11 protein-coding genes and 3 pseudogenes are annotated in these 15,061 nt (G+C 70.4%); 7 read left to right on the top strand and 7 right to left on the bottom strand.

The features are described 5' to 3' along the window. Nucleotides 1-890: ALF repeat-containing protein (locus KV557_RS20215; RefSeq protein ID WP_218202230.1), on the top strand; the 890-nt coding region annotated here is incomplete at its 5' end. Between the two features lie 190 nt (nucleotides 891-1,080). Here the strand turns inward: KV557_RS20215 and KV557_RS20210 are convergent. Next, the gene (locus KV557_RS20210) at nucleotides 1,081-1,515 is read right to left on the bottom strand and encodes an NUDIX hydrolase (protein ID WP_218202228.1); all 435 of its coding nucleotides are present in this window, start codon (nucleotides 1,513-1,515) and stop codon (nucleotides 1,081-1,083) included. 42 nt (nucleotides 1,516-1,557) lie between these two features. Continuing rightward, entirely contained in the window at nucleotides 1,558-1,818 is a 261-nt protein-coding gene (locus KV557_RS20205; protein WP_218202225.1) for a hypothetical protein, read from the bottom strand. Nucleotides 1,819-1,993: 175 nt separating this feature from the next. On the opposite strand from KV557_RS20205, the gene KV557_RS20200 reads away from it, so the two are divergent. Continuing rightward, complete coding sequence (locus tag KV557_RS20200; protein WP_218202223.1) at nucleotides 1,994-3,199, top strand: RNA-guided endonuclease InsQ/TnpB family protein; 1,206 nt, start codon at nucleotides 1,994-1,996, stop codon at nucleotides 3,197-3,199. 37 nt (nucleotides 3,200-3,236) lie between these two features. Beyond that, a pseudogene (locus tag KV557_RS20195) lies at nucleotides 3,237-3,452 on the top strand (peptidoglycan-binding domain-containing protein); the annotation flags it as partial. Nucleotides 3,453-3,518: 66 nt separating this feature from the next. Here the strand turns inward: KV557_RS20195 and KV557_RS20190 are convergent. Together KV557_RS20190 and KV557_RS20185 are read right to left on the bottom strand one after the other, a co-directional pair. Continuing rightward, nucleotides 3,519-6,080, bottom strand: coding sequence for a collagenase (locus tag KV557_RS20190; protein ID WP_218202221.1), 2,562 nt, complete (start codon nucleotides 6,078-6,080; stop codon nucleotides 3,519-3,521). Nucleotides 6,081-6,252: 172 nt separating this feature from the next. After that, complete coding sequence (locus tag KV557_RS20185; RefSeq protein WP_218202220.1) at nucleotides 6,253-7,212, bottom strand: LysR family transcriptional regulator; 960 nt, start codon at nucleotides 7,210-7,212, stop codon at nucleotides 6,253-6,255. Nucleotides 7,213-7,605: 393 nt separating this feature from the next. Here KV557_RS20185 and KV557_RS20180 point away from each other — a divergent pair, with 393 nt between their 5' ends. Next, nucleotides 7,606-9,732: an alkaline phosphatase family protein gene (locus tag KV557_RS20180; RefSeq protein ID WP_218202218.1), complete on the top strand. Its 2,127-nt coding sequence runs from the start codon at nucleotides 7,606-7,608 to the stop codon at nucleotides 9,730-9,732. Nucleotides 9,733-10,130: 398 nt separating this feature from the next. Beyond that, a pseudogene (locus KV557_RS20175) lies at nucleotides 10,131-11,445 on the top strand (UDP-glucose dehydrogenase family protein). Between the two features lie 197 nt (nucleotides 11,446-11,642). Here KV557_RS20175 and KV557_RS44510 read toward each other — a convergent pair. Then, nucleotides 11,643-11,852, bottom strand: a complete 210-nt coding sequence (locus tag KV557_RS44510; protein ID WP_218202217.1) for an Arc family DNA-binding protein — start codon at nucleotides 11,850-11,852, stop codon at nucleotides 11,643-11,645. Here KV557_RS44510 and KV557_RS20165 point away from each other — a divergent pair. Both KV557_RS20165 and KV557_RS42755 read left to right on the top strand, forming a co-directional pair. Then, nucleotides 11,839-13,185 carry an RNA-guided endonuclease InsQ/TnpB family protein gene (locus KV557_RS20165; RefSeq protein WP_308129982.1) on the top strand — a complete coding sequence of 449 codons (1,347 nt, stop codon included), beginning with the start codon at nucleotides 11,839-11,841 and terminating at the stop codon, nucleotides 13,183-13,185. The two genes, KV557_RS44510 and KV557_RS20165, sit on opposite strands and share 14 nt — an antisense overlap. A 17-nt stretch (nucleotides 13,186-13,202) precedes the next feature. Then, a pseudogene (locus tag KV557_RS42755) lies at nucleotides 13,203-13,292 on the top strand (DNA-binding response regulator); the annotation flags it as partial. Between the two features lie 190 nt (nucleotides 13,293-13,482). Here the strand turns inward: KV557_RS42755 and KV557_RS20160 are convergent. Both KV557_RS20160 and KV557_RS44885 read right to left on the bottom strand, forming a co-directional pair. Next, nucleotides 13,483-14,547, bottom strand: coding sequence for a hypothetical protein (locus tag KV557_RS20160; protein WP_256177681.1), 1,065 nt, complete (start codon nucleotides 14,545-14,547; stop codon nucleotides 13,483-13,485). A gap of 174 nt (nucleotides 14,548-14,721) precedes the next feature. After that, nucleotides 14,722-15,027, bottom strand: a complete 306-nt coding sequence (locus KV557_RS44885) for a hypothetical protein (protein ID WP_374106651.1) — start codon at nucleotides 15,025-15,027, stop codon at nucleotides 14,722-14,724. Between the last annotated feature and the right edge of the window lie 34 nt (nucleotides 15,028-15,061).

Genomic DNA, 15,061 nt, shown 5'->3' with positions numbered 1-15,061 from the left:
AGGAGATCGGCCCGGGTGTGCGCGAGGCCGGGGAGAAGGCGCTCAAGGGCGGTGCCGCCGAGCTGCGGCACTTCCTGGCGGTCGAACTCGACAAGCAGCGCGGGGACGACAACCGGGTGAAGGTCTCCCGGATCCTTGCCGCCGCCACCGGGCGGGCCGTCAAGGAGGCTGCCGACCGTGCGATGAGCGGCACCGACGAGGACGTCGTCAAGTTCCTCAAGGAGGGCCAGTTCACGGCTCGCGCCGAGGACGACGACCGGGCCGAGGTGGAGCGGATCCTGGCCGACAAGGAGATCGGCCCGGGTGTGCGCGAGGCCGGGGAGAAGGCGCTCAAGGGCGGTGCCGCCGAGCTGCGGCACTTCCTGGCGGTCGAACTCGACAAGCAGCGCGGGGACGACAACCGGGTGAAGGTCTCGCAGATCCTTGCCGCCGCCACCGGGCGGGCCGTCAAGGAGGCTGCCAACCGTGCGATGAGCGGCACCGACGAGGACGTCGTCAAGTTCCTCAAGGAGGGCTGGGCCAAGGCCCGCGCCGAGGACGAGGCCAACGCCGCCGGCACGCCCGCCCCGGCCCAGACCCCGGCCCAGACCCCGGCTCAGACCCCGGCTCAGACCCCGGCCCCGGCCGTACAGCAGCCGCAGCCCGGCCAGGGCGTCCAGCCCGCCGCTGTCACGACCACCACCACCGGCACCACCACCGCCCTTGGCACCACCGGCATCACCACCGCCGTTGGCACCACCGACACCACCACGGCCGCCGCCGCGAACCCCGGCCAGCTGGCCGCCACCGGCACGGACGGCCTCGGCTGGGAGGCCGGCGGCGCCGCCGCGGCCGTGGCCGCGGGCGCGACGCTCGTCGCCGTCTCCCGCCGCCGCTCCGCCGAGGGCTGACACCCCGGCGCATCCCCGGCCGCCCGCACCCGCAGGCGGCCGGGGAGCGTCAACTCCCTTCAGCGGCCCGTCGATTCGGCCACGCACGAACCCGGTATCGGCCATTCCCCCGGCCCGGTTCCGCCGTGAAAGTCTGCACGAGACCTCCCGCAGGATCGCGCGGCCCAGCTCCAGGTTCCGGGGGAATTCTCTACCAGCCGAGTACTGAGAACGGCTCCCCCTTCAGGTACCGGGCGATCCCGGCAGCGTTGTAGGGCTGGGTGTTCTCCGGCAGGTCGTTGATCGGGTGCCAGGAGATGCCAGCGCACTTGTGCGGCTCGGCGTTGTACGGTTCACCGCTCCACTCGGAGGCGGCGAGGAACCAGCCGATGCGGGGTTCACCCTCGGGATTGAGGTAGTGAACGACGTGGACGACCCGAACGGCCTCGCGCTCAACCGTAACCCCCACCTCCTCACCGGTCTCCCTGATCCCTGCGGTGATCACGTCCTCGCCTTCGTCGACCTTCCCGCTGGGGAGGTTGAGCATGCCGTCGCTGTAGCCCGTATTGGCCCGCTCGGCGAGCAAGACCAGGCTATTGCGTTCGAGGATGAGCATCACATCGATGATCGGACGTTGAGGCTGCACCGGGTCCTCCGACAGGTGGTTCTGGGGGGACCATAGGACACCTCAGTGAACGTCGATGCCCGCGAGGTGGAGGTGTTTGGCGACCCAATCAACGCGGGCCTGGGTGGTCAGGCCCGGGGGGAGGTCGAGGATCGGCACATCGGTGCTCTGGATCGCCTCGTAGACGGCCGTTTCGGTGGCGCTCTGAAGCGCGAGCACCTTTCCGCGGAAGCGGTCGCCGCCTGCCTCCTGGTCGAAGTGGTCGCGGCAGTGGACCACGGCGGCGTAGGCGATGGGCATCCAGGCGGCGCAGAGGGATTCCATCCCTGATCTTGCGTGGGTATCCCCGGCTTCAGCCGGGGAGGGAAACGCATCCTTGGCTCGGAGGCGCGAAGCGCCGTAGGTCTCTTCGTTTCCGGGGTGACCGTGCGTGTTGTCGGTGGCGTGTGGCATGTTGATCGCACGTCAGCCCGGGGAGGCCGGGGAGGGGGTGGGCTGGATGATCCGTGCGTACAAGTTCCTCATGCGGCCCACTGTGGGCCAGGCCCAAGCCCTCGGCGAGATGCTGCGTGATCACTGCTCCCTGTACAACGGGGCATTGCAGGAACGCCGCGACGCCTACCGGCACGTGTCGAAGACGAGCATCAGGTACGGGATGCAGTCCGCGCAGCTCAAGGACATCCGGGCGTTCGACCCGGAGCGTCAGGGCCGCTGGTCGTTCTCCTCCCAGCAGGCCACCTTGCGGCGTCTCGACAAGGCGTTCGCGGCGTTCTTCCGCCGGGTCAAGTCCGGTGAGACGCCCGGCTACCCGCGCTTTCGGGGAGTGAACTGGTTCGACACGGTGGAGTTCCCGAAGGACGGGGACGGCTGCCGGTGGGACTCCACCCCGCACGATCCGCAGACGCGGGTGCGGTTCCAGGGTGTCGGCCACGTCAAGGTCAATCAGCACCGGCCGGTGGCCGGCAAGGTGAAGACGGTCAGCGTCAAGCGCGAGGGCAAGCGCTGGTATGTGGTGCTGACCGCCGAACAGGCACAGCCCGAACCGTTCCCGCCGACCGGCAGCGTTGTCGGCATCGACCTCGGGATAGCGACCTTCCTCGCCGACTCCAACGGCGGGTTCGTTCCCAACCCCCGCCACGGGCGCACGGCTGCCGCGAAGCTCGAAGCCGCGCAGCAGGCCCTCGCCCGGTGCAGGCGCCGCGGCAACCGGCGACGCAAGGCTGTGGCCAAGGTCGCCGACCTGCACCGCAAGGTCCGCCGTCAACGGCTCGACCACGCCTACAAGACCGCTCTCGGACTGGTCCGGGCGCACGACTTCGTCGCGCACGAAGACCTCAAGATCCGCAACATGAGCAAGGCCCCCGCGCCGAAGCCCGACCCCGACCAACCGGGCGCGTTTCTGCCCAACGGTGCGGCGGCCAAAGCCGGACTCAACAAGTCGATCAACGATGCCGGTTGGGGGGTGTTCCTGACGATCCTGCACGCCAAGGCTGAGAGCGCCGGACGGGAAGTGATCGCCGTGGACCCCCGCAACACCTCCCGCACCTGCCCGCGCCCCGAGTGCGGACACGTCGCGGCGGAGAACCGGCCCACACAGGAGAAGTTCCACTGTCAGTCCTGCGGCCACACGGCGCACGCTGACACCGTGGGAGCAATCAACGTTCTACGGGCCGGGCTGGCCCGTCGCAACGCCAACCAGGCTTAGCGAGAAGCCACCGGCTTCAGCCGGGGGAGGAGTCACCGACGGGCTGCTCGGCACCAACAGCTGGAAGGCGTTCCAGCGCTGCCTCGCCACGTACTGGGGCTACACCGACGCGATCGACGGCATCGTCGGACCCAACACGATCATGGCACTGCAGCGCCTGCTGGCGGACTCGTACGGCTACGGCGGCGCGATCGACGGCATCGCCGGCTCGGGCACCCGCGCCGCCTTCGCGAACTTCGCCAACTCCTTCTAGAACCTCCACGCCCGAGCGGCGCGCCCCCCAACGGGGACGCGCCGCTCGGCCGTTGGCGCCGAAGGGTCAGTACTGGGTGCTGACCGTCACGCCGCTGAAGTCGGTGTTGGCGTAGAGGCTGATGTAGCGGAACCCGGCCGTGGTGTTGGTGACGGTGATGCTCTGGCTGGTGCCGGGGTTGGTGGAGGAGGCGGTGAAGGCGCTGGGGGAGGCCCAGGTGTCGGGGTTGTAGTAGAGGGAGGCGTTGCCGGTGCCGCCGGAGGTGGAGACCTTCAGGGTGGTGGTGCCGGCCGGCAGGTAGAGGTAGAGGTAGTCCAGGTTGCCGGCGGTGCGGGCCTGGTTGGGGCGGGAGCAGTTCTGGCCGAGGGCGTCGGTGCGCGGGTCGGTGCAGGTGGGCAGGGTGGTGCCGGCGCCGGTGGCGATGGTGACCCCGGCAGGGGTGCTGGCGGTCTTTCCGTTGCTGTCGGTGACGGTCAGGGCGACGGTGTAGGTGCCGGGGTTGGCGTAGGTGTGCACCGGGTTCTGCTGGTCGGCGGAGGTGCCGTCGCCGAAGGTCCAGTGCCAGGAGGTGATCCTGGCCTGGCTGTTGGTCTCGACGGACTTGTCGGTCAGCGTGACGGTGGCGCCGTTGACGGACTGGCCGAACAGCGCGGTCGGGCCGGCGGCGTAGCAGGCGCCGGCGGCGCAGGTGTTCAGCCAGGCGTCGAAGTCGGCGTCGTAGGAGGTGCCGAGGTTGTTGTAGACCGCGTAGCCGCCTTGGTAGTCACCGGTGCGGAAGTGGCCGAGCATGGCGGAGACGTCGGCGGGGTGCTTCTCGAGCATGTACCGGACGGCCATGTAGCCCCACGGGTAGGTGCGCACCGAGTCCGAGTTGTCGTACGTGTTCTGGAAGACGGTGCTGAGCTTGTACCGGTGCGTGGCGGCCTCGGCCATCGCCTGGGTGTCGGTGGTGCCGCGGTAGGCGTAGGACTCGTACTCGGCGACGCCTTCGATCCACCAGATGTCCGGGACGGAGATCTCGGTGCCGAAGTTGCCCTTCATGTCGTAGATGTTGTCGAGGTAGTGCGTGTACTCGTGGTTGAGGTTCCACACGTTGGCGGGGAAGCCGTCGTTCCACGACTTCTGGTACATCACCGACACCGGCTGGTTGGTGGGGTCGGTGACGTCCATGACGGTCTGGCCGCCGTTGTTGGTGGAGTTGCCGTAGATGGCCCAGGAGTAGGTGAGGTAGTCGGGCTGGTTCTTGAAGACGGCGAGGGTGATGGTCTTGCCGTACTGGTTCGGGACGGGGCCGTTGTCCTTGACCATGTTGTGGAAGAAGCCGTCCTCGCCGCGCAGGCTGGCGCAGACGGTGGCCAGGTCGGCGGGGGAGAGGGCCTCGCCGCGGATGGTGCGGTTGTCGCAGACCAGGGTGTTGGGCAGGACGGCGGCGGTGAGCTTGCCGGGCAGGTCGCAGGTGCCGTAGTAGGAGCACTGCGCGTTGTCGTACTGGTTGGCGTTGTACGCGGTGTACACGTACAGCGGGCCGGTGGTGCCGGTGACCGGGGTGGTGTCCAGGACCTGCTTGACCAGGGGCTTGGCGAAGGTCCCGACGGCGCCGCCGTCGCCGGCGGTGCGGGCGAGGTCGTTGCCGGCGTTGACGTCGAGGAACTGGTTGGCGGTGCCGAGCAGGTCCTTGTGGTTCTGTGCGAAGTTCGCGAGGGCGGTGATGGCGCTCGGGTCGGCGCTCAGGGCGTTGACGTAGTCGGGGTTCCAGTTGGCCCGCCACATCGGCGCGAACAGGACGGCGTTGACGGCCTTCACCATCTTCGGGGACGCGTTGTAGGCGTTGGTGTAGCCGTTCAGGACCTGCTTGTAGACGTTCAGGTACTGGGCCTGGATGTTGGCGCTGTCGGTGAGGATCAGCACGTCGTAGAGCACGAGGCCGTTGGCGTCGCTGACGTCGTGCCAGTGCGCGCTCGCGAAGAAGGCGTCGAGGCCGGCCTTGACGGCGGTGGTGAGGGTGGCGTCGTAGGGGCCGACGGCGGAGGCGTTGTTGGACTGGACGTAGTAGCCGGCGCGCAGGAAGAGTACGAGCTGCAGGATGCCGGTGGTGTTGTCGCCGGTGTAGTTCGCCGCCTGGGCCTGGAAGGCGGCCGCGACGGTGAGCATCTGCGACTGCTTGAAGATCCTGCCGGCGTCGGTGCCGGTGACGTTGAACAGCGTGTTGACGCAGTCCGTGGTCGAGCCCTGGACGAAGGAGACCAGGTCGGCGCCGCTGCGGGAGCCGAAGTCGGCCGGGGTGCAACTGGCCGTGGCAGCTGTTGAATTGGCCGCGAGCGGATGCTTGGCGGGGGTGGGCGCCTGCGGCCTGGTGTCCGTGCGTGGGGTGGTCTGCACGGCGGTCCCGGCCGGCTGGAGCGCCTGGCCGAGCCGGTCGGACGTCAGCGGGGCGGCCGCGCGACCTATCGCCTCGGACGCCTGCACGGCGACCTCGGGCCCGAACGGCTTGGGTATGGAGGGGGAGGCGGCCGCCTTCACCGGGGCGGCGGGCGCGGCGGGCGTGGCGAGGGCGGGGGTCGGCAGCAGGGTGGCGGAGCCGGCGAGGGCGCCGGCCACGAGGAGGGGGAGGGATTGGCGCAGACGCACTGCGGTGTCCTTGTCCTGGTATGTGGGGGGGGAGTAACGGGGTGTCAGGCGCGAGGCGAGGGGGATTTTGACGTGCATCCTGTCACCGGCCACCCGTCAGAACAATGTCACAGGTCATATGACATTGCAGGGGGGTGGCATAACACCGTTACGGGGCAACGCCCGACGACACTCAGGGCCGGGCCGCGCGGTAGGTCCGCGAGGCCCAGGCCCGGTAGTGCGGCGAGGCGTTGACCAGCTCCCGGTAGGCCGCGCCGGCGGCACCGAACAGCGTCTCCACCACCTCGCCGCCGACCGCCGCCGGGCGCCAGGCCAGCAGGTGGCGCACCCAGATCGGCGTGCCGGCCAGCGGTTTGACGACCACGTCGCCCAGTGGCCGGGTGGTCGGCTGGACGACGGAGACGCCGAGCCCGGCGGCGATCAGGTCCTGCAGCTCCAGGCGGCCGCCGAGGAACTCGTGCACTGTCGCGGGCGCGAACCCGGCCGCCGCGCAGGCGCTGTGGAACACCCGGTGCCAGCCCGCCCCGTCGTCGGGGGTGAGGAACCACGCCTCACCGGCCAGGTCCGCCAGCGCGACCTCGGTGTGGTGGCGCAGTGGGTGGGAGGCCGGAAGTGCGACGAAGGCGGGCTCGGTGACGATCCCCCGGTGCGCGACGGCGGGGGAGTGCGCCAGCTCCGTGCCGGGGTAGTCGACCGCGATGGCGGCGTCCACGCGGTCCTGCTCCAGCAGGTCGACGATGTCGGAGGAGCGGTAGACGCTGCTGACCGTGAACTGCAGGTCCGGCCGCTGGTGCCGGGCCCGGGAGAGCAGGCCGGGCAGGGTGGGGGTGAGGGTGGCGGCCAGGCGCAGCTCCCGCAGGACGGGCGCGGGCTCCTCGGCCGGTCGGCGGCCCAGCCGGTCGGCGCGGGCCAGCAGGTCGCGGGCGGCGGTGAGCACCTCGACGCCGAAGCAGGTCGCCACCACCCCCGAGGCCGTGCGTTCGAACAGCGGTGCGCCCAGGTAGCGTTCGATCCGGCGCAGCTGCGTACTGGTCGCCGGCTGCGAGGCCCCGAGCACGGCGGCGGCCCGCCCCACGCTCCCGGTATCGGCGATCGCGCACAGCACCCGCAGATGCCGCAGCTCCAACTCCATGGGGGCCCCTCCCTCGCCGCGGCGCCCCGTCCTCCCCTCCGGTGGCATCGGACGGCCGCCGCAGAACCATCTGTGCCATTGCACACGTAACATGTCAGGTCTTGCGGGCCACACCATCGCCCCGCCCACCAGCCACGTCAAGCCCCGCCCGGCCTGCCCCGGAAGGGGGGTGTACGGACCGGCTGCGCCGGGCCCTGGGGGCGCAGCGTCCGGAATCCGGGCCCGACAGGCCGGAGTTGGCTGTACAGGCGGACCGTAGTTGGCTGGACATCTGGCGTTCGTGGGGCGTTCGCGCGGGGGACGGGGGGTGCTGTCACGGTCTTGCGCGACCAGGAGGCGGGCACCCGTCTCCTGACAGTCCGACACGTCCGACAGGACCAGGAAGGCGCTCCCATGCTTCACGCTCCGGCCGGCCGCCCCCGTCATCTGGGGTGGCTGATCCTCGCGGTGGTGGCCCTGCTGATGCCGCTGACCGCCGTGCCGGCCTCCGCCGGCACGGCGACGCTCAGCCTCGACAGGGCCACGTACACGCAGGGTCAGACCGCCCCGCTGACGGCCACGTACAGCACCTCGCAGGTCTCCTCCACCGACTGGGTCGGTATCTACCCGAGCGATCCGGGCAAGGGCCCGGGCACCGGGAACGCCTCGCTCGCCTGGGTCTACGCGCCGAACGCGAGCGGCTCGGTGAACCTGTCCGTCTCCTCGCTGCCGCCCGGCAGCTACAAGGCCTTCCTGCTCTACAACGACGGCTACACCCCGCTCGCCGCACCGGTGTTCTTTACCGTCATCACGGCGACCACCACCACGACCGCCGACAGCTCGCTCTGCCTCGGCCAGAACGGCTTCGACCAGGGCCGCCCGGTGGCGCTGTCCTACGCCACCGCCCGCGCCGCGGCCACCAACTGGGTCGGCATCTACCCCGACGGCCAGACCCCCGGCGCAACCGGCGCCCCCGCCGCCCTCGTCCGGGCGTACGCGCCGAACGCCGCCGGCTCGCTGACCCTCGCCGGCGACGCGCTCGCCCCCGGCACCTACGCCGCACACTTCCTCGCCACCGACGGCTACACCGACCTCGCCCCGCCGGCCCGCTTCACCGTCACCGCGCCCGGCACGAGCGGCACCAACCTGATCGTCAACGGCGACGCCGAGTGCGGCAACCCCTCCACCAGCGGCTACGACGGCGTCACCCTGCCCGGCTGGCAGGTGAGCGGCGTGCCCACCGCCGTCGCCTACGGCGCACCGGGCGGCTTCCCCTCCGCCGCCACGCCCGGCCCCGCCCTGCGCGGCAACGCCTTCTTCTCCGGCGGCCCGGTCGGCGACTCCGCCCTCACCCAGAGCGCGGACGTCTCCTCCGCCGCCGGCCAGATCGACGGCGGCGCCGTCACCTGGAACCTCGCCGGCCGGCTCGGCGGCTGGGCGGGCGAGAACTCCACCGCCACCCTGGCCGTCACCTTCAAGGACGCCTCCGGCACGGCACTCGGCACCGGAAGGATCGGCCCGGTCACCGCCGCCGACCGCGGCTCGGCCACCGCGCTGCTCCAGCGCACCGCCACCGGCACCGTCCCGGCCGGCACCCGCAGCATCGCGATCGGCCTCACGCTCACCCGCGACCCCGCCCGCAGCGGCGGCCAGTACAACGACGCCTACGCGGACGGCCTCTCGCTCACCCTCTCCACCCCCCTGCCGCAGCCCGCGCCGCCCCTGCCGCCGGCCTCCCAGGTGCCCGCGTTCGACCACGTCTTCTTCGTCATGATGGAGAACAAGTCCTACGACCAGGTCATCGGCAGCAGCTCCGCGCCCTACCTCAACACCCTCGCCCAGCAGAACACCACGCTCACCCAGTCCTACGGCGCGGTCCACGACAGCGACCCCAACTACTGGGCGGTGGCGGGCGGTTCGACCTTCGGCCACACCGACAACCCGTACCCCACGCTGACCGGCACGATCACCTCCCCGCACCTCGGCGACCTCGTCGAGGGCGCCGGCAAGACCTGGCGCGGCTACATCGAGGACATGGGCAGCCCCTGCAACCTCGCCTCCAGCGGCAACTACGACGCCGACAACCTGCCGTTCGCCTTCTTCCGCGACGTCACCGGCAACCCCGCCCGCTGCCAGGACAAGCTCCAGCCGATCACCCAGCTGTGGCAGGACCTCAAGTCACCCGCCACTACGCCCAACTTCGTCTGGTTCGAACCCAACAGCTGCAACACCATGCACAACTGCTCCGTCGCCACCGGCGACACCTGGATGCGCGACAACCTGCCGAACATCCTCAACTCGCCCGCGTGGACGCAGCAGCGCTCCCTGCTGGTCATCACCTTCGACGAGGACGACCACAACCACGGCCAGCACATCCCGACGATCGTCGCCGCCTCCCCGGGCCTGGCCAAGCCCGGCTACCAGTCGCCCGCGCACGACACCCACTACAGCGTGCAGCGCACCATCGAGGCCGCCCTGGGCCTGGGCAGCCTGACCCAGAACGACCAGTACGCCACCCCGCTCAACGACATCTGGAACTGACCCCCGTCATCCGGAAGCGACCCCCGGCCGGGGCGGCAGCGCCCGCCCCGGCCGGGCATCCGTCGTGAGATGTACGCCGGGCGTATCGCGCGGCCCAACCGGTGCGGCGGCAAGATCCTCCCGCCGACGCTCGTCCGCCCCCGCCCCGCTCCCTAGGGGCGTCGCCCGGACACCGAGGGTGTCACCGAGAACGGGGCCTACAAGCCCTACCTGATCGAGGGCGCCCGGGAGGGCGACGTCGTGGTCCGCTCCGAGGCCACCCCGGCCCTGCTCCGCCTGTTCGAACTCCTCGACGTGAACGTCTGAGCGAACTCGGGCCCACCGTAGGCCAGTTCCACAACCGATAACGTCGGGGGCACACCGAGCACGGTGGGCCCCCGACCAGACAAGGACCTGCAATGCGTGTTTCCGTGATCGGCTGTGGTCACCTCGGCATCCCGCACGCGGCGGCGATGGCCGAACTCGGCCACGAGGTCATCGGCGTGGACGTCGACCGGGCCAAGGTCAACCGGCTCAACGCCGGCGAATGCCCCATCTACGAGACCGGCCTTCCGGATCTGATCGCCCGTCAGACCGTGAGCGGGCGCCTGCGGTTCACCACCGAAATCCGCGAGGCCGCCGACGTCGCCGAGCTGCACTTCATCGGCGTCGGCACCCCCATCGACGCCGACGGACGCTCGTACGACACCGGACAGGTCTACGGCGCCATTCGTCAGCTCGCCCCCCACCTCTTGCACGATCGTCGGGAAGTCGACCGTCACGGTCGGCACGACCGTCCGGGTCACCGCCCTCGCCCAGCGCCTCGCGCCCATCGGTGAAGGTGTCGATGTCGTCTGGAATCCGGAGTTCCTGCGCGAGGGACACGCGGTCGAGGACACCCTGCGCCCGGACCGCATCATTGCCGGGGTCACCACCGCCGAGGGAGAGAAGGCGATCCGCGCGGTCTACGCCCCGATCCTGGACGCCGGTGTCCCCCTGTTCGTCACCGACCCGCAGACCGCGGAACTCGCCAAGGGCGCGGCGAACTCCTTCCTCGGGCTGAAGATCAGCTACATCAACGCCGTCGCCGACATGTGCGAGGCCGCCGGGGGCGACGTCTCCCGGATCGTGGAGATCCTGGGCATCGACCCTCGGATCCGCAGCGGCGGTATGAGGCCCGGCATCGGCTACGGCGGCGGCTGCCTCCCCAAGGACGTCCGCGCGTTCACTGCCTTCGCCCGGCAGCTCGGCGCCGAACAGGCCGCTGCCCTCCTGCTCGCCGCCGAGAGGATCAACGAGTCTCGCATCGACGTCGCGATGGGCCTCATCACCCGCGCTCTGGGTGACCGTCCCGTCAGGGGTGCCCGGGTCACCGTGTGGGGTGCCGCGTTCAAGGCCGGCACCAACGACGTTCGCGAGTCCCCGGCTCTCGCCCTCGCCCAGGCCCTGCAGCAGGCCGGCGGCACCGTCACCGTTCACGACCCGCAGGCCGTGGCCACGGCCATGATCCGCAACCCCGAACTCGACTACACCGACGACCTGCCCGCCTCCCTCAACGGCGCAGATCTCGTCGTCCTGGCCACCGATTGGCCCGAGTACCAGCAGGCCGACCCCCAAGCCCTCGCGGACCGCCCCGCCAACCCGCTGCTCATCGACTGCCGCACCACCCTCGACCCCGAGCCCTGGCGCGCGACGGGCTGGACCGTCCACCAGCTCGGACGACCGGGGAAGTAGAACCGGGCCCCCGCGTGGTGGGGCACCCCTCCGTGGCCCCACCACGCGGGAAACCCCGTCCAGCGGCCCCGTGGGTGGTGCGCGATGACCGCCGACGTCCTGGTCGTGCTCGACGGCATAATCCGCGCCTCGCCGCCGAACTCACCCTCGCCGAGGCGACCGTCAAGACCCACCGGGTAACCGCAGGGTGCCACCGCCTAGGCGGTGGGGGAATGCGGCTTACCGCGTAGCGGGTCAGGGGTAGCCGAATCGCCGTCAAGGCGATCCGGTGTCTCGGTAGAGACGGTGGTGAGAGCGACCTCAAGCAGGTGCAGCATCTCTGAGTTGAGGGACCTTCTGTCGGTGGCGGCTTGTACGGTGATCCGGTCGTGGAGATCGTCGGGGATGCGCAGCGTGAACTTGATCATGCCGCCATTGTGCCTCTACTGTGGCGGCATGTCACGTTTCCGGATGTACCCGACGCCGCAGCAGGCAGAGCAGATGCTCTTGCACTGCGCGCACGCCCGGTACGTGTGGAACCTGGCGGTGGAGCAGCATTCGCACTGGTACTGGGGACGTAAGTCCGCTCCCGGTTTCGCGGAGCAGTGCCGTCAGCTGACGGAGGCCCGGCGTGCCAGTGATTGGCTTTGCTCCGGTAACCAGACGGTGCAGGCGCAGGCCCTCAAGGACTTCGCCGCAGCGAAGTCGGCGAAGTTCAACGCCGGATTCGGCGAGCCGACGTGGCGTAAGAAGTTCCGACATGAGGGCTTCCGCGTCATCGGCGACGACCGGGTACCGGAGTTCAACCCGGACGGCACCGCGAAGGTGAACGCGAAGACCGGCAAGCAGGTCATGGGCCGGTCCGTGGTCGTGCAGAAGCTCAACCGCCGGTGGGCGCAGGTCAAGGTACCGGGCTGCGGATGGGTGAAGTTCCGCAACACCCGGCAGGGGCTGCCGGACGCGAAGACGTTCCGGGTGACCTTCCGAAACGGTCAGTGGCATGTCGCGTTCGCGGTCGTCCCCGAATCGATCGACGCGCCCGGAACGGGTGAGGTCATCGGCATCGACCGGGGCGTCACCATCACCGCCGCCCTCTCCGACGGCCGCACCCTCAACTGCCCGCAGCTCACCGTCAAGGAACGCGCGCAGATCCGCAAGCACCAGCGCCGCGCATCCCGCGCACCGAAGAACAGCCCGCACAAGACTGCCGAGTACGCCAAGGTCGCCAAGCTCAAGGCCCGTGAAGCCGACCGGCGCAAGGACTGGTGCGAGAAGACCAGCACAGACCTCGCCCGCACCTACGACCTGATCCGCTTCGAGAAGCTGAACATCAAGAACATGACGGCGTCGGTCAAGCCGAAGCCCGACCCCGAGCAGCCCGGACAGTTCCTGAAGAACGGACGAGCCGCTAAGGCCGGACTGAACCGGTCCATCCTCGCCCAGGGCTGGGGCCTGCTCCGCCGGCGCACCGGGCACAAGGCACCAGGCAGGGTCGAAGACGTACCCGCCCCCTACACCAGCCTGCAATGCTCCGACTGCAAATGGATCGACAAGAACTCGCGCAAGAGCCAAGCCAAGTTCGTCTGCTCCAACTGCGGTTTCACCTGCAACGCGGACACCAACGCATCGATCAACGTCGCGGTAGGACAGGCCGTAAGGCCCCGACCCAAACGGGCCGGTACCGGAGGGACGACACCGCGCAAGCGGTCGAGCGTCCGTGAACCTCAACACCCCACCGGTGTTGGAATCCCTCGGCTCTAGCCGGGGGAGGATGTCAAGTCAGCCGCATCCTCCTCAAGCTCGGCCTGCGCGACCGCGTCCAGGCCGTCGTCTTCGCCTACGAGAACCGCCTAGTCCAGCCCGCCTGACCCGCAGCACCCGACCGGCAACGCGCGGGCGCCCCGGCCCGTTGTGGGGCCGGGGTGCACGGGATAGCGGCAAGTTTCCGGGGTTTTACGGGAGTTGCCCCGTCACGCCTTGCGCCGGCGGTCGATGATGCCGTCGAGGTCACGCTGGACCATGTTGGTGTTGACGGTTCGCCAGGTTGCGTCAGGTTCTTCAGGGACGGCTGATCGAGGTGGTGTTGGTGGCGGCGTTCCAGTGGACGGTGGCGTTCTGGAACTTCTGGGCGCGCCCGCCCGGTTCGTCGGCCTCGTCGGTGACGGGGTAGCCGAGCGCCTTCTCGTGGCCGGCGGCGTGGAAGGCGTCGTAGATGGCCCCGTGGACGACGTGCGCACCGGTGGGCGAGGACCACAGGAACAGGGCCCGCTCGAAGAACTGGTAGCGCCCCCGGGTGCCGTCGGGCGCGGCGGCGCCGTCGGCCTCGTCCATGGTCGGGAAGCCCCAGGCCCGTTCGGCGTCGGTGGCCCAGAACCGGGTGAGGATGTCGCCGTAGACGGCGTAGGCCGCGTCGGGGTGCCACAGGATGATGCCGTTCTGGAACTGCTGGAAGCGTCCGCCGACGGCGTCGCGCTCGCCGCGGATCGGCGCGCCGAGCACGCTGTTCAGGCCGCCCATGCTGTCGTACTTGACCCGGATGCTGCCGTAGGGCATGAGGTCGTCGAGGCGGTTGTAGCGGCGCGGGGTGAAGCCGCGCAGCCCGTCGCCCCACACCCGTTCCTCGGCGACGTGCCCGAAGTCGTACTCCTCGCGCACCACCGGCTGGGTGTGGGCGGGGTCGGCCCAGCGCACGAACAGGGCGACGTGGTCGGTGCCGCCGGAGTCCTTCAGCAGGGCGTCGCCGGGCTGGAGGTCGGCGGCCGGGATGTCGGCGGTGACGTTCCACAGGGTCCACGTGGTGAGCGAGGTGCCCAGGTGCCAGGCCATCGACACGAAACCGGAGCAGTCGGGGCGGTAGCAGCCGAACTGGTTGGTGTAGCAGCCGCTCTGGCTGTACGGCACGCGCTCGTTGACCCACGACCAGGCGCGGTCCATCACCTCGCCGCGCCCGATCGGGCCGTCGGTGTCGGAGGCGACGGCGGTGACGGCCGCGGCGGAGGTGGCGCCGGTGGCGGCGGCTTCGGCGGGTGGCGCCGCGCCGAGGGCGAGCGCCAGGGCCGCCAGGGCCGGGGCCAGGGCGCGTGCGGCGCGTGCGGCGCGCCGCAGGGTCGGCGTTGTGCGCAAGGCTGCCTCCTGGTCGGACGATCGGATGATCGGGCCATCCGGAATTTGGTTCGGTCATGTCACGTGCGGGCGCGGCTCGCTGACCGGCCGTCCGCAAGCTAGTCGCGGGGCGGCGGGACGGGTATCCGGAACGATCCGGATTGACGGGGTCTGGAAAGGACAGGCAGGCGCCCGTCAGGACGTGGGAGCCGGCGGGCACAGCGGCAGCACGGGCCGGTCCAGGGTGCGCACGGCGGGCAGCCAGGCCGGGCCGTCCGGCAGGTGGACCCGGAACCACTGGGCGGACTGCGTGCCCATCTCGTCGACGATCGGCACCCCGTGCGGGACCTGGCAGTCGACGTCGAGGACGTCGCCGTGCCACACCCGGGTGGGCACCACGTTGCCGCTCAGGTACGGCTCGCGGGGGTCGACCGCCAGGCCCAGGCTGCACTGCCGGTCCCGGTCGGCGCGGCCCTGGCAGCCCGGGTCGGCGTTGTACACCGTGATCCGCCCGCCGGCCTCGCGGGCCGCCGTG

The organism is Kitasatospora aureofaciens (genome assembly GCF_019192735.1).
Classification (GTDB): domain Bacteria; phylum Actinomycetota; class Actinomycetes; order Streptomycetales; family Streptomycetaceae; genus Kitasatospora; species Kitasatospora aureofaciens_A.
Note: the sequence above shows the minus strand (reverse complement) of the source record. Positions and strands in the feature narration are given on the sequence as shown.

Bases quoted from the DNA above. Each gene is read 5' to 3' on its own strand.
- KV557_RS20205 (WP_218202225.1), bottom strand. From the start codon at position 1,818: ATGGAATCCCTCTGCGCCGCCTGGATGCCCATCGCCTACGCCGCCGTG.
- KV557_RS20200 (WP_218202223.1), top strand. From the start codon at position 1,994: ATGATCCGTGCGTACAAGTTCCTCATGCGGCCCACTGTGGGCCAGGCC.
- KV557_RS20185 (WP_218202220.1), bottom strand. From the start codon at position 7,212: ATGGAGTTGGAGCTGCGGCATCTGCGGGTGCTGTGCGCGATCGCCGAT.
- KV557_RS20180 (WP_218202218.1), top strand. From the start codon at position 7,606: ATGCTTCACGCTCCGGCCGGCCGCCCCCGTCATCTGGGGTGGCTGATC.
- KV557_RS44510 (WP_218202217.1), bottom strand. From the start codon at position 11,852: ATGATCAAGTTCACGCTGCGCATCCCCGACGATCTCCACGACCGGATC.